This is a genomic window from Bacillus sp. FJAT-52991 (assembly GCF_037201805.1).
GTDB classification, from domain to species: Bacteria; Bacillota; Bacilli; order Bacillales; family Domibacillaceae; genus Bacillus_CE; species Bacillus_CE kandeliae.
In genome coordinates this window covers 1,085,605-1,110,164 of record NZ_CP147404.1, presented here as the reverse complement: position 1 = coordinate 1,110,164, position 24,560 = coordinate 1,085,605, and the positions used below count along the sequence as shown (strand labels likewise).

The following is a 24,560-nucleotide window of genomic DNA, read 5'->3' as shown; positions in this document are numbered from 1 at the left end:
TTTTATACACATATTACAGGAGGGTATGAATTGAACACACAAGGAACAATAGATAAACCACCTTATGGGATGATCGCTATTTTATTTGTCGGTGCTTTCGTATCATTATTGAACGAAACATTGTTAAATGTTGCACTCCCATCGATTATGAAAGAATTTAATGCATCTGCCTCAGCTGTTCAATGGCTGTCTACAGGTTATATGCTCGTCAACGGAATATTAATTCCTGCCAGTGCTTTTTTTATCCAAAAATTCACTAATAGAAAATTGTTTATTTTTGCGATGACTCTTTTTACAGCCGGAACTTTACTTGCGAGTCTTGCACCGTCACTTAACGTACTGCTGCTAGCACGGATGATTCAAGCATCAGGATCCGCGATGATGATGCCTCTACTTATGAACGTGATGCTCGTTAGTTTCCCTATTGAACGCCGCGGAGCCGCTATGGGAATCTTCGGGCTTGTAATGATCACAGCTCCTGCCATTGGCCCTACTTTGTCAGGCTGGCTGATTGAACACTATTCTTGGCGTACTTTATTTGATGTCGTTCTCCCATTTGCTGCGATCACATTATTGCTCGCATTTTTCAAACTAAAAAATATTACTCCACAACGCCCAATCAAACTCGATATTTTATCCCTTGTATTATCAAGTATTGGTTTTGGTGGATTATTGTACGGATTCAGTTCAGCTGGAGAAAAAGGTTGGGATTCCCTACTTGTTTATGGTCCCATTATAGTCGGAGTCCTTTCACTTATTTTATTCATTACTCGACAACTTCGCCTAGATGAGCCACTTTTGGAGTTTCGTATTTATCGTTACCCAATGTTCGCACTATCTTCTGCGATCTCTGTGGTCATTTCGATGGCCATGTTTTCTGCCATGCTGTTAATGCCTATATATGTTCAAACGTTGCGAGGAATTTCCCCGCTTCACTCAGGACTATTAATGTTGCCAGGGGCTCTCGTGATGGGAATTATGTCCCCGATTACAGGTAAATTATTTGATAAGTTTGGTGCACGTATGTTGGCAGTCACAGGCCTATCGATCACAATATTAACGACCTATATGTTTAGTCAGCTGACACTCGAAACGTCATATGGCTATTTAATGATGATTTATACACTTCGCATGTTTGGTATGTCAATGGTGATGATGCCCGTTATGACAAACGGACTGAATCAATTACCTCCTAACATGAACCCGCATGGAACAGCCATGAACAATACACTACAGCAAGTATCCGGTGCTGTCGGATCGGCTCTTCTTGTGACCATCATGCAAAATAAAACGGAATCCGAAGCGAAACGGTTAGCTGAAGAAGCGATGCAAAATCTTTCCTCTACTGTGCAGCCAAACGCCGCTCAATTAAGTGAAATGAAAACACAGCTGATGAACGAAGCAATTCTTCATGGCATTAATTTTTCTTTTTCGATTTCGGTTGGTATCGCTACAGTTGCGCTTATTCTCTCACTTTTCCTGAAACGTTCCCAGCCAGCACAGGAAGCAACTAGGCAACAATAGACTTTATAATGAAACAGAGTGACTCAAACCTTTTGGTTTGAGTCACTTTTTTGTTTAAAGCATGTTCATTCCGGGAATTACTGCATAAATAGCAAAATATTTGCACATCCCAGACCATATATCATAAAAATTAAAAAAAAGAAATATATTTATGTTAAGTTTTTGTAAATATTGTGTTAGGATGTATTTAGAAGCACTTTACAATGTTAGGAGGAAGGAGGAATGAGCTATGACAGTAGCTGAATTCTGCGGAACACTTGATTACTCTGTCTCTCAATTTGCCGTACAACTTTCAAAAGAGGTAGAAGATCAAATTAAAAAACGAGATTTATTTTATCAAGAACAAATTATTCGTTATATTGATCGTCGCACTGAATTATTTATGAAGACATTACATCTCACTCCAGCGCTCCACTCCGTCTATCGTCGAGAAATTCTTCATCATGTACTCTTCAAAATAAAACCCATTTTGAAAAAAAATCACATTTTTCAAGTTATTAAATAAAGAAAGCAGCGCCACTCCACCCTGGCGTTGCTTTCTTTATTTAAAAATGTTGTGTTTTCATACTTTTTTTATTAGCATATGAGTAAAAACAAAGGAGCATAAAAACAATGATTTCTGTATTAATTGTCGATGATGATCCAGCTGTCCGTCGGCTCGTGAGTATTCATTTAAACGAGGCGGGTTTTCAAACGTTCCAAGCAGAAAATGGACAGGAAGCTTTGAACTTACTTCAAATCAAAAAGTGTGATGCCGCCATTGTCGATGTAATGATGCCGCAAATGGACGGTTTTGAACTTACTAAGGCTATCCGACGTGATTATGACCTACCTATTATTTTACTAACAGCAAAGAGTGCTTTAAGTGACAAAGAAAGCGGGTTTCGCTCTGGAACAGATGATTATCTTGTAAAACCGTTTGAACCACAGGAGCTGATCTTTAGACTCAACGCACTGCTTAGACGTTACAATAAACAGCAATCATCTAACATTCAAATAGGCAAGACAATCATTGATACGAAAAGTTATGAAGTTCAAATCGGTGAGAGTTCGATGTTGTTACCGCTAAAAGAATTTGAACTTCTTTCTTTTTTATCCACCTACCCTCGTCAAACCTTTTCAAGAACTCAACTGATTGATTCTGTATGGGGACGAGATTTTGATGGAGATGAACGGACAGTTGATGTACATATTAAGCGGTTGCGAGAACGGTTTAAAAACCTACGTCCAGGGTTTGAAATTCTCACTGTCAGAGGAGTGGGTTATAAGCTGGAGGAAAAGGAATGATACGCTCATTGTATGGAAAATTTACTTTCACAACTATTCTCATTATGTTACTGAGCGGTATCATAGCTTTTCTTCTATCAAACGTTTATTATCAAATGATCTTGAAACCGTACAATGATCAAAAAAACACCATGATCGCAGAAGAAATTGTCGATTATGTCCATACTCATCCAGAGATAGACTTAGACTCTTATTTAGACCATCTTTCAGCAGTCGGTTATCAACTATATGTAACAGATGGACAACAAGAACAGTTTTATGGAAAAGCATTTCGGGAAGTAAATTTAGCACCAGACGATGTAAAGATGGTCCTGAACGGTGACATCTTTCATGGAATGCAGCAATTTCCCCATACTTTTTTTGTTACCGGTTTCTTTGCTAATGAATTGGAAAATACAATCGGCGTTCCATTAATATATCAAGAGAAACCATACGCCTTATTTATGCGTCCAGATATTAAACTGCTTTTTAATGAAATGCACCTTTTATTTGGCTCAATGCTTGCGCTTACGATTTTGTTAAGCATTTTATTTGTGTTAATAAGTGTTAAATTACTAACGGCCCCAATAAAAAAACTAACTTCGGCCACTTTTGAATTAGCTCAAGGGAACTTTAACATTCAATTAGACATTAATCGCAAGGATGAAATTGGTGAACTGGCTCAAAGCTTTACTCAAATGGCCAATCAACTAGAACAGTTAGAAGAACTACGCAAACAGTTAATATCAAATATCTCCCATGATATTCAATCCCCTCTTTCTAATATTAAAGGGTACACTTCCCTCTTGGCTCAGCCTGCTTTGTCAGATGAAGAAAAGCTTTATTACACTGATATTATTAATAAAGAGGTACTTCGGCTTTCGGCGTTAACAAAGCAAGTTTTGCTTCTTGCTTCATTAGAACAGGAAGACCAGCCGCTGAAAAAGCAAACCTTTTCCTTGTCTGATCAAATGAAACAAGTGTTAAAGCAGCACCAATGGAAGATGCAGGAAAAAGGAATTATGGCGGACTACCAGCTTTCTTCAACGAATTTTTATGGAGACCCAACAATGCTTTATGCTGTTTGGGACAATATTATTTCTAATGCAGTGAAATATAATGTCGAAGGAGGAAGTGTGAGCATTTCGCTCATTGACAAGTCTGATCGAGTAGAAATACGTGTACGGGACTCTGGAGAAGGCATTGACCAAGCTGATCTTTCTCGTATTTTTGAACGCTTCTATCGAGCAGACGTCGCTAGAAGCCGAACTGTAGAAGGAACAGGATTAGGTCTCTCTATCGCGATGGCAATCGTGCACCTCCATGACGGTCGTATTTATGCCAAAAGCGAAAAAGGAGTTGGCACTGAAATTACTGTAGAACTTCCAAAACTAAAAACATCAAACATTCCCTGAAAACTCTTATAAAACTCAGGGATTTTTTTATTGGCTCTTACAAAACGGCAATTGTAAATTGATGTTCATCTTCTGTTCATTTTTCGGTTGTATGATACAAATAGATCAACTGAAAGAAAGGTGAATGGAAATGTTCTCACTCTCTATAAAAGAAATGAGATTTTTCAAATTAAAATATTTACTAATCGCGTTTATCTTGTTCTTTACAGCTTCGCTTGTATTTATCATTAATGGATTAGCTAACGGGCTGTCACTTGATAATGCCTCAAGCGTAGTGAATATGAAAGCAGATAGCTTTTATATGAAAACAGAAGCAGAACACCGATTAGATCGATCAAAAATTAGTGAAACGGAAGCTCTTCAAGCGCAAAAAGAACATGGGCTTGAGCCTCTCGGCGTTCAAATGTTCTCTCTTAAAGACAGAACAAATAATAAAACGATAGACTTAACGTTTATGGGAATTCAAGAAGACAGTGCTCTTCATCCGAAACTGATCGAGGGTCACACATTAAAAAAGGATGATCAGTTATCAATCGTAGCCGATGAATCATTAAAAGAAGAAGGAATTAAGCTTGGTGATACGCTTTACGAGGAAACATCCGGACTCACTTTTACCGTCACAGGGTTCACGAGTGGTCAAACATATAGCCATATGCCCGTCGCTTTTATTAATTTAAAGAGTTGGGCTGCATTAACAGAAAGAAACAACAAAGTATACTACAATGCACTTGTTGCTCCAACGGGCGAACATGCGATCGGAAAGCCAGCAAAAGATGGGCAATGGGTACCAAAAGAAGATGTAATGAAGAGTATCCCTGGGTTTGAAGCGGAACAAAGCTCTCTTTATATGATGCTCGGATTCCTACTAGTCATTACGGTCTTTATTTTAACTGCCTTCTTCTACATTATCACTGGGCAAAAAATGAATCAGTTTGGTATTTTAAAAGCAATTGGATCTCGAAATAGCTTTTTAATTGGAACAACCATTATACAAGCGCTGCTGTTATCAATGATCAGCATTGGCATAGCTGCTGGATTTGCTATTTTCATGCCATCGTTTTTACCAGAAGGAATCCCTTATGTCATTGATATAGCCAATACTATGATGTTAGCAGGAATATTATTAGCAGTCGCATTAATCGGATCTCTCATTTCGAGCTTTAACATTGTTAAAGCAGATCCAATTGAAGCGATGGGGAGGGTAGAATAATGGAATATCCACTTGTACTGGAAAATATATCTAAATCGTTTAAAGATGGTGACTCCACCATTCATATTGTTAAAAACTTATCGTTTCAAGCAAAGGCGGGTCAATTCACTGCTGTTATCGGCCCGTCCGGTTCAGGAAAAAGTACCTTTTTATCAATTGCCGGTGCGCTATTAAGCCCTGACAGCGGAAATATTTATATCAATAATAAAAATATTACTCACTTCACTGATAAAGAAAAAGCACAAGCACGGCTGACAGATATCGGGTATATTTTTCAAAGTTCCAATCTTGTTCCTTATTTAACCGTGAAAGAACAACTGAAAATTGTGCTGCAAATGGCGGAAAAAAAAGGCTCTGACCAAAATGAGTATATAGAAGAATTGCTTGCATCCGTTGGTTTACTTTCACGTATCAAGCATTATCCTCATCAGCTATCTGGTGGCGAAAAACAACGGGTCGCAATCGCTCGTGCGTTTGCTAATGATCCAGCCATCATCTTGGCGGATGAACCAACCGCAAGTCTGGACCCGAGCCGAAGCGTTGATATTGCCACTTTAATTGCTCGTCAAGCAAAGGAAACAAATAAAGCGGCAATCATGGTGACACACGACGAGGCCGTCTTACCCCTTTGCGATGAAGTGTATCGCATGGAAGCTGGTCAATTAGTGAAGGTTTAAAGCACAGAGTAAGACGTGAAAAAAGCTGATTCATGATTTTGAATCAGCTTTTCTCTTACACAAAAATAATCTCCTTCGTCAATCGGAATTCTCTCGGAGTTATTCCGATGACTTTTTTAAAGGTCGAGCTGAAATAGTTTGGTGTATTAAAGCCTACTTCATCCGATACTTCTTCTATCGTTTTATCTGTATACCTTAGCATCCAAACCGATTTCCTCAGACGAACAAACGTAATATATTCCGAAAATGTACTCCCTGTTTCCTTCTTAAACAATCGAATGAAATGAGAATAACTTAAATTAACATGGCTTGCTACATCTTTTGCCGTCATTTCTTCTGAGAAATGATCTTCAATATACTCTGTACTTTTCTTGATATCGGGATCTTTTGAAATTTCCTCAAAATATCGCAAGGAAACTTCATGATACGGTGGAAGCGCTCTTGCAACTTTAGATTCTTTAAAAGAATGATGAAGCAGCAATGGATCATTATAAAGCGAACCGACACCAATATATATTTGAATTCTATACTCCTTTAAAAGACGTTCAACAATTTTTTCAAAGGTTGCACGCCCTTCTTTCCAATCCTTCACACAACAAATATTATCTGTTTGACGAAATAAAATAATCAAAGACCTTCGGAAAGGAAGGAAATATACCCGAGGAACAATTCCTTGAAATTCCTGTTTAAAATTTGAGCAAATGAGCTGAACTGCCTGATTTTCATTAATAGGATGACTGTCAAGATGAATAAATCCTTGTACATAACAGACCGTATTAGGAAATTCATTTTCATTAAACAACGATAATGACTCCATCATTTCACTTTCTGAATGAACATCCTCATGCAGCAACCTTCTTAGCATATAATGTTCCATTGATTCATTAAGCTTCATCTTTGTTTTATGTACGGAGATAATTTTCTTCCCCTTTACTTGAATCAAAGCAATTTTTTGTTGGTCTAGCACCTTAATTGCTTCGTTAATACTTCGAAAAAAAGCCGATTTTTTGACTGGATTTAATAATAAAGATTGAATTTGTAAGCGAATGGCTAATGGAGAAGTGTTCACCCATTCTTCATCAAGCAACAATATGTAATAGCAATCGTAATGCTTCTTTAATCGATTCACTTTAACCCAATCATGTAACTGACTAACTTGAACAATTTTTATATGAATAGGCTCATCTGAATAAGCTCGATCGATCACAGAAAGACGATCTTTAAACTTTTCTTCTAGCCATTCTTTCAACAAAGAATAAGTGGCTAGATTCACATGAGAAAGACATATCTTATACTTCATCCCCTACCCCCTTTATCTAATAGTAACGTGCTCAAATGACCAAAACAAGCAATTTTTTATAATATTCAGACACTATTTTGTAAGGGGTTTTACTCAATTTTTATATATAATTTGAAAAAAGGAGGAGATATATGTGGAAAAAGAATATGAAATGACAGATCGATCACACGGAACAATTGATGCAGCTCAATTACCACCACTAGATTCCGACACGAATGCGATTATGAAATCAGAGCTTCAAACAGGTATAGGACTTTCTTCTTTCTATTACGCGTTTATCTTTTTCATCCCAGTGATTAATTGGTTTTTTAAAGACTTTGCTTTCTTCCAGTTTTGGGGAGGAATGTCCGTCACTTGGTTCTTAACGACGATTATCGGCATGGGAATGGCATTCTTGATCGCCTACATTCATACGAAGCGTTATGAAAAACGATTGGCACAATATGATCAATCGATCAACGAGAATCGAGTAAAAGGAGGAAATACTGCATGATGCAAACATTACTAGAGCCTAAATATTTATTTACTTTTATCTTGATGGGTACAATTATTTATATTACGTACTTGTCGAAAAAGAGTTCTAGCGCCAGTGATTTCTTCGTTGGTGGCCGGTCATTCGGTTGGTTTACAAATGGTTCCGCCATCGCTGGCGACTACTTAAGCGCCGCAACGTTCCTAGGACTAGCTGGTTTAACCTTTTCCATCGGTTATGATGGGGCTTTCTATACGTTTAGCTTTTCAATTGGATTAACGCTTCTTGCAATATTCGTTGCTGGTCCGTTGAGAAGATTTGGCGCTTATACAGTGGCTGATTTCGTTGCCTATCGCTTCCACAGTAAACGAGCTCGTTTAGTAGCCGTGCTCGTCGTCCTTTCGATCTCTGGCTTCTATGCTGCTCCACAGTTGCTTGGTGCCGCTCAAATCTTAAGCATGTTTTTCGGCACTTCCTATGAATTTGGTATTATTTTTACTTGTTCTGTCATGATTCTTTATGTCGGAATCGGTGGCATGAAGGGAACGACCCTTAACCAGGCGCTAGAACTATGGATTCGCCTAGGATCCTTCGTGATCATGGTAGGTGCAGCCATTTATGGTGGTCTTCATTACCAAAAAATACTAGAAGCCATCACCGAATTTAGCGGTACGATTGCTAATACAGCTCAATTCACGCAAGACGGTAAAAATGTGGCAGTGGATGGGCAAGCTTGGTCTACTTCAGGAGTACTCACACCTAATTTCTTACACACCTTGTCATTAGTCATTGGTTTATCTTTAGGAACCATTGGTCTACCTCATATTTTATTGCGCTTCTACACAAATCCAAGCGCCAAAGCCGCACGTAAATCTGCATTAATGGCAATTGGTATTGCTAGTGTTTTCTTCTTATTCGCTGTCTACCTTGGGGTTGTAGGAAGAGCTTTATTTATCGAAGGAAATGTAAGTCCTGAGGTAATGAAGAACTTAATTACAGGTGGAGACAATATGGTGGTGCCATCTATCGCTGAAGCCTTAGGTGGAAAATGGTTGCTTGGACTCGTTATTGCCGGTGCCTTTGCCGCGATCTTCTCGAATCTTTCTGGTTTATTTATTGCCAGCTCAGGAGCTCTTGCTCACGATTTATATGCTTCTTTCTCTAAAAAGGAATTAACACAAAAGCAGCGCGTAATGGCTGGAAAAGTTTCAATTGTCATTCTTGGTGTGTTATATGGTGCCCTAGGCTTGTTAGTAAAAGAAGCCTCTATCGGTCACTTAGTTGCTCTAGCATTTACGGTTGCTGCAAGTACATTTACACCGATTTTCCTATTCGGGATTTGGTGGAGAGGGATGACGGAAAAAGGAGCAATTGCTGGTCTTCTTGTCGGACTTGCTGTTTCCATGTTTATGATCTTCTTTGCTTCTGCTCTTCCACCAGCTCTACAGTTTAAAGTACCAGGCATCGTCACTGTACCAATCGGCTTCTTAACTGTTTATATCGTGTCTAAACTAGACCGCCAAGTACCAAAGGATGTCAACTTATTCATGAAAAAAGTTCACTCGAAGCAAAGTGAAGTTGCCTAATTAATTTTCTTCAAACAGAAACTGGAGTAGCATTTGCCGCTCCAGTTTTTATTTATGTAACAATTAGTTTAATGGCACCCGGCTTTATTCGAATAGATACAGGTGTTTCCCCTATTATTTCTCCGTCTGCAATCACCTTCAATGGACGATCACTTGAGATTTGAATATCTCTTCCTTTCAAATAAGTGACTCCATCCTTATTTATATGCTTGCCTGAATACACTTTAGGTAACAGTCTACTTATAATCGTTCCTCTACTTACTGTATGCAAAAATACAAGGTCAATAATCCCATCTATAGGGTGAGCGAGCGGACAAACCTTCATTCCACCGCCATAGCTTTGAGTGTTTCCACAGGCAACCATCCATACTTTTTCAGCGAGATATTTATCATCATCGATTTTAATTTCTACATGACAGGGCTTAAATTTAGGGATGACGAATAAAGCACTGATCACATAAGTAAGCGAGCCTATCCGCAAAAAGTTGAACCACCGCTTATAAAAAGAACGAGCTGCATGATGAGTAATTTCTGCATCCATACCAGCTGCTGCAATTGTTAAACAAAAATTCCCATTCACATGAAGCACATCAAGCTCTCTTACCTCCTGTTTCAGAAGGGCTTCAGCTAGCCTTTTTGGACTTTTTGTTAACCTTAAGGCTCTGGCTAAATCATTACCAGACCCTGTTGGCAATACTGCCATCGGAATATCACTTCCTGCCAAGTCCTGAATAGCTGTATGGACAGTTCCATCTCCGCCGATCACAATAAAAGCTGTCACGGTATTCTTTTCTTTAAATTCCCAGACAACCTCACGCGTCTCTTGTTCAGACTCTGTCACAAAAGCTGAATAAGCTATATTTTCGTTCTGAAATATTTGCTCTAATTTCTCCCACTGCTTTACTCCCTGATGGTTTCCTGCTTTTGGATTGACAAGCACTACATACACACGAACCGACCCCTGCCATGACTTATTTATCCCGCATTAACGAGCAGTATGCCCCCCTTAAAATGGCAGAGGGATCAACTTGCCCGTAAACGCCCGATCCGTTCGGGCCTGTACGATGCAGGTTACAAAGGCGTTGCAACAGGACGTTGCGACTTTAGCCTTTGTTCTTCTTTCAATCAGTGAGGAATGAAGAACACCCCCACTGATTGAAGTTTCACTTTATCCCATCATATCATGATTTGAGTGGTCGCTTGATAAAATGTTCGTGCGAATAAATCTCAAAGGTTTGATAGCCCTTACTGATCTCTTTTTCTTTCTGTGTAAGGCTCACGCTCATATGGAGGCAAATCCCCAAATGAAGTCATGATCCCTTCTTCATCTAGCTCTTCTTCATACCGTTCATGTTGTTTATTTGGATAAATGGTCAGATTTTTCCCTTCCATGTCTACTCCAACAAAGTTTTCATACTCTTCTACATATCCGATATTTTCGTCCGATTCAATATACATATGATCATAATCAGCAGGAGAATTGACAAAGTCGGATGGAGATTCAGACGTCCCCCAATTTGCTACCTCTTGCCATGCATCTTCTGCATCGTAAACAACAGATTCATTTGGATGATCATCATATTCAAATTGTCCAAAAGGCGGGGTTAATACTTCTTCTTCAACTGGTCGATGACGAGAAATGGTTCGATCAGGTGTATGCTCGATACAATAAACGGTAGATGGCAATGCTTCAAGTCTTGCCATCGGAATGTCTTGACCGCACACGATACACGTTCCATACGTGCCTTCTTCAATCGCCTGTAACGCTCGATTGATATTGGCTAGCTCATATTGCTCATGTTCATTTAATGCTAAGTCTTTTTCTCTTTCATATAGCTCCGTCCCTTCATCCCCAGGGTGATTATCATAACTTGACAGCTCACCCATTGAATCATGAGGATGGCTTCTTTCTAGACCAAAATGACCATGATCTTGAAGTCGATGCTCAAGTTCTTGCTTCTCTATCATTAACTGTGACTGAAAAGCGGATAATTTTTCAGCTGTCAACAACTTGGTCACTCCTTTACACAAAATTCCGAAACATTTTTAGTATGAGTAAAAATAACATACTCATACTAAAACTTTCACAGGGTTTCACCGACATGAATCGCTCATTCTTGAAACAATAAAAACAGGCTAAACATTGATCGTTTAGCCTGTTTTTATTTCACAATCGGCAACAATATTTTGACCGTTGTTCCATGACCTTCTTCACTAGAAATTTCAACGGTTCCATTGTGATTTTCAATGATTTTAAAGCTAACCATCAATCCTAGACCTGTCCCCTTTTCCTTACTAGAATAAAAAGGTTCACCTAGCCGTTCCACTCTCTCTTTGGAAATACCAACTCCATTGTCCTCTACCTCTATACAAATAAATCCATTTGACTTTATCATCGTTCGAACAACAATCTGTCCACCTGAAGATATCGCCTCTATGGCATTTTTGATTAAATTAATAAATACTTGCTTTAATTGCTTTTCCTCACAAATCACCATCAATGGCTTATCTGTAAATTCTGTAATGATTTCCACTTGGTTTAAGATCGCTTCAGGGCTCATAAAGGTAATCACTTCTTTTAACACATCCGTGACACTTTTTTCTTCCATTTTCATTTCTTCATGAGGCTTAGCTAGCATTAAAAACTCATTCATTATAAATTCAATTCGTTCAAGTTCAGTAAGAATAATATCAGCATACTTCGTTTTCGTTTCTTGATTTAATAATTGCAGAAAGCCTTTGACAGCTGTTAATGGATTCCTTATTTCATGAGCAATTCCAGCAGCAAGCTGGCCAACAACACCGAGTTTATCGGATTTCTTTATTAATTGCTCGGTTTCTTTTAATGTTGATATGTCTTGAGAAATACTGAGATGTCGAATAACCGTTCCATCGTTATCCTTTACTGGTGTCATTTTTGTACGCATCCACTTTACTTCTCCACTGTTAGTCACTATGCGATATTCTAATTCTTTAGCCGAGTCACAAGGAGTTTGAAAAAAAACTCGAGCTTTATGAATATCCTCTGCATAAATCGTATCAAATATGGCATTTGAATCCTTGTATAGCTCTTGTAAATCAGATCCCCATACTCTTTCATAAGAAGGACTGATATACAAATATTTGCCCATTTGAATATCATACAGACCAACAATTTCATTAATATTATCCGAAATATTATGAAGTAATTTCTCTTGCTCGATCATAAATTCGCTTTGCTGTTCAAGGATTTTTTGCGTGTTGACCAGCTCTGTTAAATCTTTTACGATTGCGGAAAGAGCGACAATTTTGCCTTCATCATCACAAATTTTAGAATAAGTCACAGAAACAGGGAAAACAGTTCCGTCTTTCTTCATTCGAAATGTTTGAAAATTAACTATCCGGCTACCGTTTAGGACCTGTTCTTTCGCTTGATCAAATTCATATTGTCTATCTGGCGGAATAATTTGTAATATCTCACCAACCATCTCTTCTGCTGTCCATCCAAATAATTTTTCAAAGGCTGTGTTGACAGCGATGACTCGGCCTTCAAGATCAAACATATGAGCTGCTTCCCCTGAATAATCATAAAAGGAGTTATACCATGTACGAGCGGAAATCGCTTTTCCATCGTTGTTACTATACTCAATTGGACGAGCTACAGCTTGGGTGTAACCGCTTTCGGAAATGGCCGCCATAACCCAATGTAAACGATAATATGTACCATCCTTCCTTTTATGTCGGTTAATGAATGGTATAAACTGATCTTTTTTTAATAGTTCCATATGTTCAAGTGTGTGTTCTCGATCTTGGTCATGAACAAGCGTTAAGTAACTCTTATTCTTAATTTCGGATAAAGAATATTGGACCGCCCTCTCAAAGGAAGGGTTTATGTATTCAATTTGTCCTTCTTGATTTAATAAAAGTAACAAATCATTGGTTACCGTAGTGAACCATTTCGCTGTTAGCTCAATTTCTTTCGTATTCATACTTAATTTGTTCACAAACCATCCCCCCTTATTTATTATGTAAGAAATAGCCAGGGATTTCACTAAAAATTTTCCGACAAAATCATACTTGTTTCCCCATCAATATTTTCCAACAAAGAATTCCGTTCCGCTCTGTCCTCTCTTGACAAAAGGCTGTCCCAAGAGTACTCGACACTTTGGAACAGCCTTTACGAGAGCTAAATAATACTATTTCTTTTTTTGGTTCGTTTCTATTGGATGAACCGATGAATAAGTTTTATCTACTTTCCTCTTTTGCCCGCAGCCACAACCTGATTTTTTCTTTTTGGGACGACTTGTCATTTTATTTACCACCTACCAATCATATACAATAACATATGATTGGTAAAAAATTTTGTAAACAGCATTAACCTATTTTAATCCTTTTTCCACCGACCTCGATAATTGTTTAGCTACCATTGCGGGAGACTGGTGGTGGCTAATCGCCGTAATAACCGACACACCGTCCGCTCCTGCACGAACAACCGCACTTGCGTTTTCATCAGTAATTCCACCAATGCCTACAATGGGAATAGTGAATCCTTTTACACGAATATCTTCAATCAATTTTGTCCCTTGAACTTCCTTAGCATCAGCTTTCGTTTTAGTAGGGAACACCGGACCTATCCCTAAATAGTCTGCTCCATCTGCGATTGCAGCTTCCACTTCTTCGATGGTATGAGTAGATACGCCAATGATTTTATTTGGCAACTTCTCACGAACGACAGCTACATTTTCATCATCCTGCCCGATATGAACACCGTCTGCATTTAGTTGGATAGCTAAATCGATATCATCATTCACAATAAACGGAATGTGGTGTTCTTGACAAATGGCTTGTAGCTCCTTCGCTAATTGAAGCTTTTTCTCTCCTATTAAAGCATCAGCGCCTTTTTCACGAAATTGGAACATCGTTACGCCACCTTTAATAGCCTCCTCCAATGTTTGTTGAAGGGGAAAAATACTGTTAGCAGTCCCCATAATTAAATACACTTTCAACTGTTGTCTTAAGCGATCCATTTTACTGATGCTCCTTTTCGTGTAACGGGCCCTGTTTAAAGGCCCAGTGATTCGTCGGCCCATGTCCGTTGCCGATATGCAAGTCCTGTTCAATTGCTGCATGAACGAATGCGGAAGCTGTTTCTACCGCTTGTTGCACCGTTTGACCCTTTGCTATTTCAGCCGTCATTACCGCCGCAAATGTGCAGCCCGTTCCATGTGTATTTTTCGTGGAAATCCGCGAGCTTTTGACATAAGTAAAGTCATTTCCGTCAAATAAAAGATTGATTAATTCATCTCCATCATTCACGTGTCCACCTTTTATGACAACATTCTTCACGCCGGCATGATATAATTTTTCGGCGGCTATTTTGCGGTCTTCAAGGTTGCGAATATTCATGTCTGCAAGCACTTCAGCTTCAGGTATGTTAGGTGTAATGACCATCGCTAGCGGCAACAACACTTCTTTCATCGCTTGAATAGCCTCTTCCTGCAATAAAGAAGCTCCACCTTTTGCAATCATGACCGGATCAACGACAACTTTTTCCCAACGATACTTTTCAATTTGCTTAGCAACCGCCCGAATAATTTCGCTACTGAATAACATCCCGGTTTTTAGTGCATCAGTCCCCATGTCTTCGCCAATAGCTTCGATCTGCTTTTCGACGGCTTCAACCGATAATGGATACACGCCATGAACCCCAAGTGTATTTTGAGCAGTTACGGCGGTTAAAGCAGACATTCCATATACATTAAGCTCTTGAAAGGTTTTTAAGTCTGCTTGTATCCCCGCTCCGCCGCCGCTATCTGATCCTGCAATTGTTAATGCTTTACATACTGTCATGTTTGTTCACCTCAAATAATCATAATCTTTATTCGAACAATGCTGATGATTGAATCTGTTCTTCTGTTACCTTTGACAGGCTGTTCAAAAGCTCGATTTGAAAACTTCCTGGCCCTTTTTCTCCACTCACTTGAATCGCTTTTTCAGCTGCTACTCCGTAAGTGACAACGGCTGACAACGCCGCAGACAGTACATCTTTTTCTACTGCGGCAAATGCTCCGATCACAGAAGTTAATAAACAGCCCGCACCTGTCACTTTTGTTAACATCGCATCTCCATTATGAACTAGATAGGTCGTTTGTCCATCGGTGACCACATCCACCTTACCTGTAATTACAACCGATATCCCTAGACTTTTCGCCGCCTCTTGCGCTAGTTGAACGGTATCCCCTTGCCCTTCTTTCGCATCGACACCTTTAATCTCCCATTTATGTCCTGTCACATGAGCAATTTCAGCGGCATTTCCTCGAATGACTGATATTTTTACTTCACGAACAATTTTACGAGCCGCTTCTGTTCGATAAATGGTCGCTCCAGCACCTACTGGGTCAAAAATAACAGGAACCTCTGCTTCATTGGCTGCTTTCCCAGCGATGATCATCGCCTCCACTTTTTCCTTATCCAATGTACCGATATTAAGGACTAGCGCACTTGAGATCCTCGCCATATCAGCTACTTCTTCTTTGGCATAAGCCATCACAGGAGAGGCGCCTAGTGCCAATAATCCATTTGCGGTAAAATTCGTCACAACGACATTTGTAATGTTGTGTATAAGTGGTTGTTGCTCACGCAATGTTGTTAATGTCTTTCCAATGCTAGCTTTGTCCATCCTGTTAACATCCTTCCCGCGCTATTGATTGAATGCGTTAAATTACTCAGCGATATTTACAAACAGCTCATCTACGTTAGGATCTTTCTTAATCAATCCAGCTTCTTTCATCCACTTGCTTGTTTCTTCCCAAGATTCTTTTTCCTGATAACCAAAGCCATTTTCAGATTTCATCTTTGGCAACAGAATATCAAGACTTTGCTTTTCGACTTCTTCTATAAGTGGGAAGTTGGCTTCATCTTGTTTACTTAATAATATTTGAAGTGCTTCATCCGGATTTTGCTCGGTAAACTCGAAGCCTTTCTCAGCTGCACGCCAAAATGCCTTAATGACATCTTGTTGCTCATTCCATGTTTGATCACTTGTTACAACAACCAACTCATAAAAATTAGGGACTCCATATTTTGACGGATCAAAGTTACGAGTATCAAATCCTTCGTGCTTCAATAACGGTACTTCATGATTAATATAAGCACCAACTACTGCATCCGCTTTCTTACTGACAACAGCTGCATTCAATTCAAAGCCGACATCCACCATCTTCACTTTTTCTGGATCTCCTTTGTCATGCTGCACCATCGTATCAATAATCGCTTCATTTAAAGGAATACCTGAAAATCCAATGGTTTTTCCTTCTAGATCTTTCGGTGTTTGAATATCGCTATCTTTCGGGAACATCACTCGATTTAATGGCGAACGAACAATGGCACCGACAGATTTAACTGCTACATTTTGATCTGTACGAGCCATCACAACATCCGGCTGATAAGAAATGCCAAGTGTAACTTTACCAGCAGCTGCTAAAGTAATAGGATCTGTTGGATTAGCAGGAAATTGAATATCTAGATTAATTCCTTCCTCTTCAAAATAGCCCTTCTCTTGTGCTACATATAAAAAGCTATGTACCGCATTTGGATACCAATCAAGCATAATACTTACATCCTTCAGTTCCTTTTTCTCTTCATTTGAAGTTGTCTTCTCTTCTTTCTCTTTTGACCCGCACGCCGTAAGCATCGCTGCGAAAACAATACTAACAGCCACCAATAACCATTTTTTCATTCCGTTTTCCTCCATTTTAAAGATCTTCTTTCTAACATTTTCACGATCGTAAACATCACGATACCAACGGCTGATAATAAAACGATAGGTGCAAATACTGCTGCTCCGTCAAACTGAGTCATCATCCGACGGCTGAAGTAACCAAGCCCTGCTTGAGCACCTAACCATTCTCCAATTGCCGCCCCAATAACACTTAATGTAACAGCCACTTTTAATCCAGAATAAAAATAAGGCAAAGCGGAAGGAACGCTTAGTTTAAAGAAAATCTCTTTTTTTCCCGCCCCCATCGTTAACAGCAGCTCTTTCAATTCCTTACTGCTTGAACGCAAGCCATCAAACGTGCTCACAGTGATTGGGAAAAAGGTAATTAACACCGTCACAACGACCTTACTCCAAATCGTATACCCAAACCACAAGATAAAAATTGGGGCAAGTGCAATGACCGGGATCATTTGTGAAGAGATAATGATCGGATAAAAAGCTCTTTCGGCTATCTTACTTACATTCATCCAAACAGCCATTCCAACACCAAACACAATAGAAATCGAAAGCCCCATGACAATAATTAACAAAGTAGCCGGTAAATGCTCGGTGAAAAGTGGGATTTTCAGTTCCCACAGCTTAGCAATAATGCCGGTTGGTGGAGGCAAAATAAATACCATATTCATCGACCTAGCAACGACTTCCCAAATCAATAAAAAAGCTAATATTACTAACGCAGCAGGCATCCATTCCTTGCTATATTTCATGTTGTCACCTTCTTGCGCAGCTGCTCAATTAATTGATCTTTTACATCAAGAATCATCGGGTCATTTAAATCACGTAAGTTTCTTGGTCTTGGCAAGTTAACCTTTACCTCTTCTAATTGCTGTACGGGCGTTTCAGTGAAAATAAAAATACGATCAGATAAAAATAATGCCTCATTAACATCATGGGTGATAAAAAGGACGGTCGTTTTTCGTTTTTCCCATTGAGTAAGAAGCCACTCTTGCATCGACAACCTAGTAATGGCATCAAGTGCACTAAAAGGCTCATCTAACAAAAGGACATTCGAACCACTTAGTACGGCTCGTAAAAAAGAGACTCGTTGCCTCATCCCTCCTGAAAGCTCACCTGGGTAACAATTTTCCACACCCTTTAAGCCAAATTCCTCAAGAAGAGGAAGCACTTGATCTTGAGATTCCCCTTTACTCATCCCTTTAATTTCAAGTGGCAGTGCCGCGTTTTCTACAATGGTTCTCCACGGCATTAATAAATCTTGTTGCGGCATATAGCCCACTTGCCCGAGCCGATTTGTATGTTCTATGTCATTAATCAAAATTTTTCCGCTATCGGGTTGTTCTAAGCCAGTAATTAATCGGAACAGCGTACTTTTTCCTGAACCGCTCGCACCGACAATGCTAATGAACTCCCGATCGAACACTTGTACATTGAAGCCATCAAGAATTGCTCCCTTTTGATCATAAGAAAAGGTCACATCTTGAAACGTTAATACAGGTTTATTCATTCCCTGGCCACATCTCTTCCTTGTAGGCCATATCCCAGAACATATATTCAAAACGAGTCGTATTTAAGAAAATCTCTTCTAATTTATCCAGTTCTGCTTCTGTTTTTCCTTCCGTATGTTGATCAAGAAGGTCAATACACCACATCGCTAACTGACCAAATTCCTCCGAGCTATACATTTGAATCCAGTTACCATAAAACTCGTGCTCACTTGCTCCTGGAATTTCATTTAACTCTTTGCCAATTTCCCAATAGCTCCATGCACAAGGTAATAAAGAAGCTAATAGTTCCGGTAAGCCTCCGCTTTGACTAACCGACAGCATATAATGATTATAAGCAAGCGTAATCGGTGAAGGCTGTGCCTGCTCTAACTCCTCTTCTGAGATACCAAATCGAGCCGCATATTGGCGATGAAGCGACATTTCCATATTTAACGTCGAATCTAATAAAGTAGCAAATTTCCCCATTGTCTCCAAGTCATTCGCTTTCACTGCTCCTAAAGCAAACACTTTCGCATAATCAATTAAATACAAATAATCTTGAACCATGTAAAAACGAAACTTCTCTTGATCTAACGTTCCATCGCCCATTCCTTTCACAAAAGGATGACTATGATTTTGTCTCCAAATCGGCTGTAATTTTTGATGTAATCTTTCACTAAATTTCATTATTCTCCACTCCTTGAATCGTTCATTTTATGTACAATCGTCTATCTATCTTTTTGTATGTCCCCACTGATAAATAAAGTGAATCATTACCTTTGTGAATTGAATCAGCTGATCAATCGATAACTGCTCATTGACTGAGTGAGCATTTTCTAAATCTCCAGGGCCATAGAGAGCCGTTGGAATCCCAGCATTAGCAAGCCAACCACCGTCTGTGACAGTTGGTGATACATCCAAAACTGGTGATTGAGTGAAAATACTTTCATGTGATTGCATCAGTGTATGGACAGCTGGATGATCAGGATCGACCTCAAAAGAAGGGAAAATTTCTCCTCGATCTTCAATCATTGATGATCCTCCCCACTCAAACATCGGGGGATTGTTTCGCAGCCATAAGTCACCTTCTGCTACTTTTCTAATATGTTCTTCTACTTCTTGAGCAACTTGCTCGTAGGTTTCATTCGGGTAGTAATGAACAGTAATCCATAAACGGCATTCATCCGCAACAAAAGCTGCATGACGACCACCTTCGATCACAGCAGGATTAATCGTATTCGTCCCCGGCAGGAATCCCGGGTAGCTTTTCATCACTGCCCAATGACGTTCTAGTTCCTGTAATCCTTCAATAATTTTCATCATTTTTTCAATCGTACTGGCCGCATGTAAACGACCACCTGCATGAATCATATTTCTTCTTGTCGCATCATGGTACGTTTGTTTACTTTTCAGTGTGATCCAGCCAGTGATCACTCCACCTTGACCTTGAATATGCAAATCACTCGTATCTACCACAACAGCGAAATCCGCTTTATACCCGCGTTTACAGCATTCTAACGTACCCGCTTCTCCAACTTCCTCACCAATAACCGATTGGAAAATTAAATCGCCAGGAAGATGAATACCTGCTTCATGAAGCAATTGAACCGCAAATAAAGCTCCTGCCAACCCGCCTTTCATATCAGCGGCCCCTCGACCAATAATAGCTCCATCCTTCACAATAGGATCAAATGGGCCTATCTCCCAAACTTCATCATCATCTACTTCAGCCACATCGATATGACCATTAATAATTAAGCTTTTGTAATTCTCTCCGTCTCTCCCCTTTAATGTACCGACAACATTCGGATCATTAGGATATATATCCCACACATCAACTGAAAAACCTAAGTCTTTTAACAGATTTGCGATATAATGTTGAGCTTCTTTCGTGTTTCTCGCCGGCGGTGCCGGAGTTTGATAAGTAATTAATCTTTTTAGCAGAGCGATTAATTCATCCTGTCGATCCTCCACTTGCTTCATAAGAAACGCTACATTTTCTTCCATGTCTTTCACCTCCGAATACAAAAAAGCCACTTCTTAGAAAAGAAGTGGCTGTAAAAAACGCATAGTCCCCTGCCAAGTGGCAGTCTCACTCATTATTACAACACCTCTTCCCTCCGCTAGTATTACCTAGTTCAGGTTATAAGGGTTAAGGCTAATAGCCTCTCTCAGCTTAAAACAGCACCCCTAGTGGTGAATCTTATTTAATTGAACTTGTCTTAGTTTTACCACAATAAAATAGAATCTTCAATAGATTTCGAGTGTTGCGTCACTCGTCACTTATCTTCATCTCGCTCGTATATTATAGAAAATTAACAATTAGGAGGAATAATGAGCGATGTATCCTTCCTATCCGACTGGTTACTTTTATCCTGATTATCTTTACTATCCAGCTATCCATCAAAGAGTTTATCCACAAATCGATGTCACCTTGTTTAAGCAATCGGCTCAATCAATGAAAAATCTGTTAAAGGAAACAAACTTGCTGTTAAATAAACTGTCTGATTCTCCTAGTTTTGCTTATCAAGTCATGAATGCTGCCCAACAAGCCAAGCAAAAGGAAGTAGAGCGATTAATAAAATCGGCAGGAATTACATCGAAAACAGATATATCTTTCAATCCTGACAGTATTCATGTCGAATTAAGGTCAAAAGCAGGGGGCAACAATTGCTGTCATCTTACCATTGCACTCCGCTGGCAATAGTGTTAAAATTTCAGTTTCCACACCTTTAATTTCACAAGACGCTTTACTAAAATAAGGCCAATGACTGCCCCAGATAAACTACTCACAAGAAAAGATGGCAAGAAGAAAAAGGCACCGACCGTCGTTCCCATAAATACTTTGGCATAAGGGACTGCAAACAAAGGAGCGATCACACCCGTTCCAATCACTTCACCAAGAGAAGCTGTCCACATTCGATTCGTTTTTTGATAAAGATAACCTGCAAGAAAAGCACCTATCATACTTCCAGGAAAAGCAAGCAATGAGCCTGTTCCTAGTAAATTTCTAAGCAGGCTCGTAACAAAAGCGATCACCACTGCGGGAATCGGCCCAAGTAACACTGCGGCTATCACATTAATCGCATGCTGAACAGGATAGGCTTTCGCGACTCCAGCTGGAAACCAAATAAGAGCAGAAGCATAAGTAGCGATAGCGACCAATACAGCCATATAAGTTAATTTGTTGACGCGACTCACCAAAACCACCCCTTTCTAACATCAAAAAGCCGAATCCAATGAAACCTGGATCCGGCAATAGTTCATGAAGTCAACATTCATATACTACTTCCCTACGCTGGCATCATCCAGATCAGGTTCAAAGAGTTGAAAAACGTCTGTTTTTCTCTCAGCCATTATCAGGCACCTCTAGCAGTTCTAATATTTTTCTCCATTATAAAATAAAAGATAAAAATATACACGTCTTATTTTTTCAAATTGTCTTCGCACGTTGTAAACGCTTAGCTACCTCATCCCAACAAACGACATTCCACCAATTTTGAATGTACTCCTTCCGCTTCGACTGATATTTTAAATAGTAAGCATGCTCCCACACATCAAGAACGAGTAAGGGGACAACATCCCATTGACTCAAATTTTGATGTTTCTCCGCTTGCAGTATTTCGAGTCGCTTCGCTTGTGGTGCCCAAACAAGGATTGCCCATCCAGAGCCCTCCACCTTTTCAGCAGCTGCTGAGAAATGCTGTTTAAAGGGCGAGAACCCTCCAAAGGAACGAGTGATTTCTCGCTCTAACTCACCCGTAGGTTGGCCACCGCCTTTTGGGCACATCACTTTCCAAAAAATCGAATGTAAATAATGACCTGCTCCATTGAAAGCCGCTTCTCTCTCCCAATGCTTGATTAATGCGTAATCATTCTTTTTTCTCGCCTTCTCCATTTCCTTTTCTGCCTTATTCAATCCATCGACATAGCCTTGGTGATGGATATCATGATGAAGCCTCATCGTCGCTTCATCAATATAGGGCTCTAAAGCATCATATCGATAAGGCAGTGGAGGAAGTTTATGACCTCCTATTGGAACACGACTCATACTATTTCTTTCACCGTTCAAACTTTGATACCATTCATCCCATTCCCTGTATAAAGCCTCCATTTTCTTTTGTAATAACTGTTGATCGATCACTGTCTCTAATTCGTCTAGCTGTTCTGTCCATTCCGTTAATCGTTCTGGCTCAATCTCTCCTTCTCCCTGTTCACACCATTGTTTCGCTTCTTTTATAAATTGCTGATAGTTTGTCAAATGAAGTCCCCCCTTTCTAGGCACTTTTATCATATGTCTAAAAAGGCTTTCACGTTCATTCGCAAAGGTGAACCTAAAAAACTCCAGACTAAAAAATCTGGAGTTTTGCTTGCTTATAATTGATACTTAATCGCACAAGTTTTCACTTGAGAATAGAAATCCAATGCAGCTTGTCCTTGTTCTCTTGTGTATGAGCTAGACCACTTCATTCCACCGAATGGAGCTTGATATTCCACACCGGACGTTTCTTGGTTAACACGAACCATTCCAGCATCTACCTCATCAAGAAAACGCATCGCCTTGTTCATATCATTTGTAAAAATAGCGGCACTTAATCCATATAATGAGTCGTTACATACATCAATCGCTTCTTCAAAGTCTTCCACTTGTACGACCGCGGCAACTGGACCAAAAATTTCTTCTTGGAATAGACGATGCTCCGCTGTTATGCCATCTACAACCATTGGCTGAATAAAGTAGCCTTGCTTATCCGTTTTCAGTGGACCTTCCCCAATGACATTCGCTTCTTTACGAGCGAGTTCTACATATTCAGAAACCGTCTCATATTGGCTTTTAGAAGCAACAGGACCTAAATATGGGTTCTCGCTCGCTTCACTTACAACGACTTCATTTAATGCTTTTTGAATCGCCGCGACAAACTCTGGGTAAATGGCTTTTTCAACAATCATTCGACTAGTTGCTGTACATTTTTGTCCAGCTGAACGGAAAGCACCGCCTAAAATAACTGGAACAGATTTCTCTAAGTCAGCATCCTTTAAAACGATAGCCGCATTTTTTCCGCCCATTTCTGTTTGATACTTAATGTTACGCTGTGCACATGCAGCTGCTACACGCTGACCTGTAGCTGTGGAGCCAGTAAAGCTAACCGCATCAATTTCAGCTTTTTCAAGTAACACATTACCAACAACTCGCCCTTTACCGATCACTAAGTTTAATACACCTTTTGGCAAATTCGCTTCTTCAAACACTTCCATTAACAACGTGGCGGTTAGCACACCCTGTTCTGCTGGCTTCCACACAACCGTGTTGCCACAAATCAGAGCAGGAGCAATTTTCCAAATCGGAATCGCCACTGGGAAATTCCATGGAGTAATAATTGCTACAACTCCAAGCGGAACTCTTCTTGAATACTGAACGACATTTTGTTCACTAGAAGGGATGAGTTGACCATCTGGACGAATGCCTTCCGCTGCATAGAAACGAAGTAAGTTGACAGCACGCATCACTTCTCCACGCATTTCCCCGATTGGTTTTCCCATTTCACGGCTAGCCAATGAAGCTACTTTTTCAGCCGATTTTTCAAGCACTTCAGCCATCTTATATAAAACAGCCGATTTTTCACTTCCTGATTTCTTCTTCCAAGTAGGCAATGCTTCGCGAGCGGCGGCTACAGCTTCAAACGCCTGCTCTTCCGTTGAAAAGTACATATCTCCTACTTTCTCAGAAGTATTAGATGGATTATAGACGGACACGCCCTCTCCTTGAAGCTCCTGCCATTCCCCGGCAATATAGTTTTTTGTCTTAACTTCTAAATTTTCTGTAATCATTCCAATCACCTTTCCCCTATTAAATGTAAAAAATGAAAGAGGGACTTTTTCAGCCGCTCTTTCCATATGTAATTATT

Annotated in this window: 24 protein-coding genes and 2 riboswitches; of the genes, 9 read left to right on the top strand and 15 right to left on the bottom strand. The window is 39.7% G+C overall.

Features of this window, described 5'->3' with window-relative positions; translation table 11 throughout:
- Nucleotides 1–69 precede the first annotated feature (69 nt).
- The 6 genes from WDJ61_RS05790 (at nt 70) to WDJ61_RS05765 (ending at nt 6,092) form a co-directional block, all read left to right on the top strand.
- Nucleotides 70–1,524, top strand: coding sequence for a DHA2 family efflux MFS transporter permease subunit (locus tag WDJ61_RS05790; protein ID WP_338754725.1), 1,455 nt, complete (start codon nt 70–72; stop codon nt 1,522–1,524).
- A gap of 229 nt (nt 1,525–1,753) precedes the next feature.
- On the top strand, nt 1,754–2,029 hold the full coding sequence (locus WDJ61_RS05785) for a hypothetical protein (RefSeq protein ID WP_338753756.1): 276 nt from the start codon (nt 1,754–1,756) through the stop codon (nt 2,027–2,029).
- A 107-nt stretch (nt 2,030–2,136) separates the two neighbouring features.
- The gene (locus WDJ61_RS05780; protein ID WP_338753754.1) at nt 2,137–2,811 is read left to right on the top strand and encodes a response regulator transcription factor; all 675 of its coding nucleotides are present in this window, start codon (nt 2,137–2,139) and stop codon (nt 2,809–2,811) included.
- A complete protein-coding gene (locus WDJ61_RS05775) occupies nt 2,808–4,205 on the top strand; it encodes a HAMP domain-containing sensor histidine kinase (RefSeq protein WP_338753753.1) in 1,398 nt (465 codons plus the stop codon). The genes WDJ61_RS05780 and WDJ61_RS05775 overlap by 4 nt, the downstream gene beginning before the upstream one ends.
- A gap of 130 nt (nt 4,206–4,335) precedes the next feature.
- Nucleotides 4,336–5,415, top strand: coding sequence for an ABC transporter permease (locus tag WDJ61_RS05770; protein ID WP_338753752.1), 1,080 nt, complete (start codon nt 4,336–4,338; stop codon nt 5,413–5,415).
- Nucleotides 5,415–6,092, top strand: coding sequence for an ABC transporter ATP-binding protein (locus WDJ61_RS05765; protein WP_338753750.1), 678 nt, complete (start codon nt 5,415–5,417; stop codon nt 6,090–6,092). The genes WDJ61_RS05770 and WDJ61_RS05765 overlap by 1 nt, the downstream gene beginning before the upstream one ends.
- A 55-nt stretch (nt 6,093–6,147) precedes the next feature.
- Here WDJ61_RS05765 and WDJ61_RS05760 read toward each other — a convergent pair whose 3' ends face one another.
- Nucleotides 6,148–7,392 carry an AraC family transcriptional regulator gene (locus WDJ61_RS05760; protein ID WP_338753749.1) on the bottom strand — a complete coding sequence of 415 codons (1,245 nt, stop codon included), beginning with the start codon at nt 7,390–7,392 and terminating at the stop codon, nt 6,148–6,150.
- A 133-nt stretch (nt 7,393–7,525) separates the two neighbouring features.
- On the opposite strand from WDJ61_RS05760, the gene WDJ61_RS05755 reads away from it, so the two are divergent.
- The gene (locus tag WDJ61_RS05755) at nt 7,526–7,885 is read left to right on the top strand and encodes a hypothetical protein (protein ID WP_338753747.1); all 360 of its coding nucleotides are present in this window, start codon (nt 7,526–7,528) and stop codon (nt 7,883–7,885) included.
- Entirely contained in the window at nt 7,882–9,450 is a 1,569-nt protein-coding gene (locus WDJ61_RS05750; protein WP_338753746.1) for a cation acetate symporter, read from the top strand. The genes WDJ61_RS05755 and WDJ61_RS05750 overlap by 4 nt, the downstream gene beginning before the upstream one ends.
- A gap of 52 nt (nt 9,451–9,502) precedes the next feature.
- Here the strand turns inward: WDJ61_RS05750 and WDJ61_RS05745 are convergent, their stop codons facing one another.
- The 11 genes from WDJ61_RS05745 to WDJ61_RS05695 all read right to left on the bottom strand — a co-directional run bounded on the left by WDJ61_RS05745 (nt 9,503) and on the right by WDJ61_RS05695 (nt 20,661).
- Nucleotides 9,503–10,399: a diacylglycerol kinase family protein gene (locus WDJ61_RS05745; protein WP_338753744.1), complete on the bottom strand. Its 897-nt coding sequence runs from the start codon at nt 10,397–10,399 to the stop codon at nt 9,503–9,505.
- A 296-nt stretch (nt 10,400–10,695) separates the two neighbouring features.
- Nucleotides 10,696–11,460 carry a yteA family sporulation protein gene (locus WDJ61_RS05740; protein ID WP_338753742.1) on the bottom strand — a complete coding sequence of 255 codons (765 nt, stop codon included), beginning with the start codon at nt 11,458–11,460 and terminating at the stop codon, nt 10,696–10,698.
- 152 nt (nt 11,461–11,612) lie between these two features.
- Nucleotides 11,613–13,433 (bottom strand): PAS domain S-box protein, encoded by a 1,821-nt coding sequence (locus tag WDJ61_RS05735; protein ID WP_338753740.1) that lies wholly within the window; start codon nt 13,431–13,433, stop codon nt 11,613–11,615.
- 375 nt (nt 13,434–13,808) lie between these two features.
- Complete coding sequence (gene thiE / locus WDJ61_RS05730; RefSeq protein WP_338753739.1) at nt 13,809–14,456, bottom strand: thiamine phosphate synthase; 648 nt, start codon at nt 14,454–14,456, stop codon at nt 13,809–13,811.
- A gap of 1 nt (nt 14,457) precedes the next feature.
- The gene (thiD, locus tag WDJ61_RS05725; RefSeq protein ID WP_338753738.1) at nt 14,458–15,279 is read right to left on the bottom strand and encodes a bifunctional hydroxymethylpyrimidine kinase/phosphomethylpyrimidine kinase; all 822 of its coding nucleotides are present in this window, start codon (nt 15,277–15,279) and stop codon (nt 14,458–14,460) included.
- Nucleotides 15,280–15,307: 28 nt separating this feature from the next.
- Nucleotides 15,308–16,108, bottom strand: coding sequence for a hydroxyethylthiazole kinase (thiM, locus tag WDJ61_RS05720; protein ID WP_338753736.1), 801 nt, complete (start codon nt 16,106–16,108; stop codon nt 15,308–15,310).
- Between the two features lie 42 nt (nt 16,109–16,150).
- Nucleotides 16,151–17,167, bottom strand: coding sequence for an ABC transporter substrate-binding protein (locus WDJ61_RS05715; protein ID WP_338753734.1), 1,017 nt, complete (start codon nt 17,165–17,167; stop codon nt 16,151–16,153).
- Nucleotides 17,164–17,916, bottom strand: a complete 753-nt coding sequence (locus WDJ61_RS05710; RefSeq protein WP_338753732.1) for an ABC transporter permease — start codon at nt 17,914–17,916, stop codon at nt 17,164–17,166. The genes WDJ61_RS05715 and WDJ61_RS05710 overlap by 4 nt, the downstream gene beginning before the upstream one ends.
- Nucleotides 17,913–18,674 carry an ABC transporter ATP-binding protein gene (locus WDJ61_RS05705; RefSeq protein WP_338753730.1) on the bottom strand — a complete coding sequence of 254 codons (762 nt, stop codon included), beginning with the start codon at nt 18,672–18,674 and terminating at the stop codon, nt 17,913–17,915. Before WDJ61_RS05705 ends, WDJ61_RS05710 begins: the two co-directional genes overlap by 4 nt.
- Nucleotides 18,667–19,341, bottom strand: a complete 675-nt coding sequence (gene tenA / locus WDJ61_RS05700; protein WP_338753728.1) for a thiaminase II — start codon at nt 19,339–19,341, stop codon at nt 18,667–18,669. Before tenA ends, WDJ61_RS05705 begins: the two co-directional genes overlap by 8 nt.
- A 45-nt stretch (nt 19,342–19,386) precedes the next feature.
- Nucleotides 19,387–20,661: an acetylornithine deacetylase gene (locus tag WDJ61_RS05695; protein ID WP_338753726.1), complete on the bottom strand. Its 1,275-nt coding sequence runs from the start codon at nt 20,659–20,661 to the stop codon at nt 19,387–19,389.
- A 91-nt stretch (nt 20,662–20,752) separates the two neighbouring features.
- A riboswitch (TPP riboswitch) is annotated at nt 20,753–20,856 on the bottom strand.
- A 139-nt stretch (nt 20,857–20,995) separates the two neighbouring features.
- Between WDJ61_RS05695 and WDJ61_RS05690 the strand changes: the two genes are divergently transcribed.
- Nucleotides 20,996–21,361, top strand: coding sequence for a hypothetical protein (locus tag WDJ61_RS05690; RefSeq protein WP_338753724.1), 366 nt, complete (start codon nt 20,996–20,998; stop codon nt 21,359–21,361).
- A 2-nt stretch (nt 21,362–21,363) separates the two neighbouring features.
- Here the strand turns inward: WDJ61_RS05690 and thiW are convergent, their stop codons facing one another.
- The 3 genes from thiW to WDJ61_RS05675 form a co-directional block, all read right to left on the bottom strand.
- Entirely contained in the window at nt 21,364–21,855 is a 492-nt protein-coding gene (gene thiW, locus WDJ61_RS05685) for an energy coupling factor transporter S component ThiW (RefSeq protein ID WP_338753723.1), read from the bottom strand.
- Between the two features lie 72 nt (nt 21,856–21,927).
- A riboswitch (TPP riboswitch) is annotated at nt 21,928–22,035 on the bottom strand.
- A gap of 52 nt (nt 22,036–22,087) precedes the next feature.
- The gene (locus tag WDJ61_RS05680; protein ID WP_413789063.1) at nt 22,088–22,948 is read right to left on the bottom strand and encodes a superoxide dismutase; all 861 of its coding nucleotides are present in this window, start codon (nt 22,946–22,948) and stop codon (nt 22,088–22,090) included.
- Nucleotides 22,949–23,028: 80 nt separating this feature from the next.
- Entirely contained in the window at nt 23,029–24,483 is a 1,455-nt protein-coding gene (locus WDJ61_RS05675; RefSeq protein ID WP_338753721.1) for an aldehyde dehydrogenase family protein, read from the bottom strand.
- Nucleotides 24,484–24,560 lie beyond the last annotated feature (77 nt).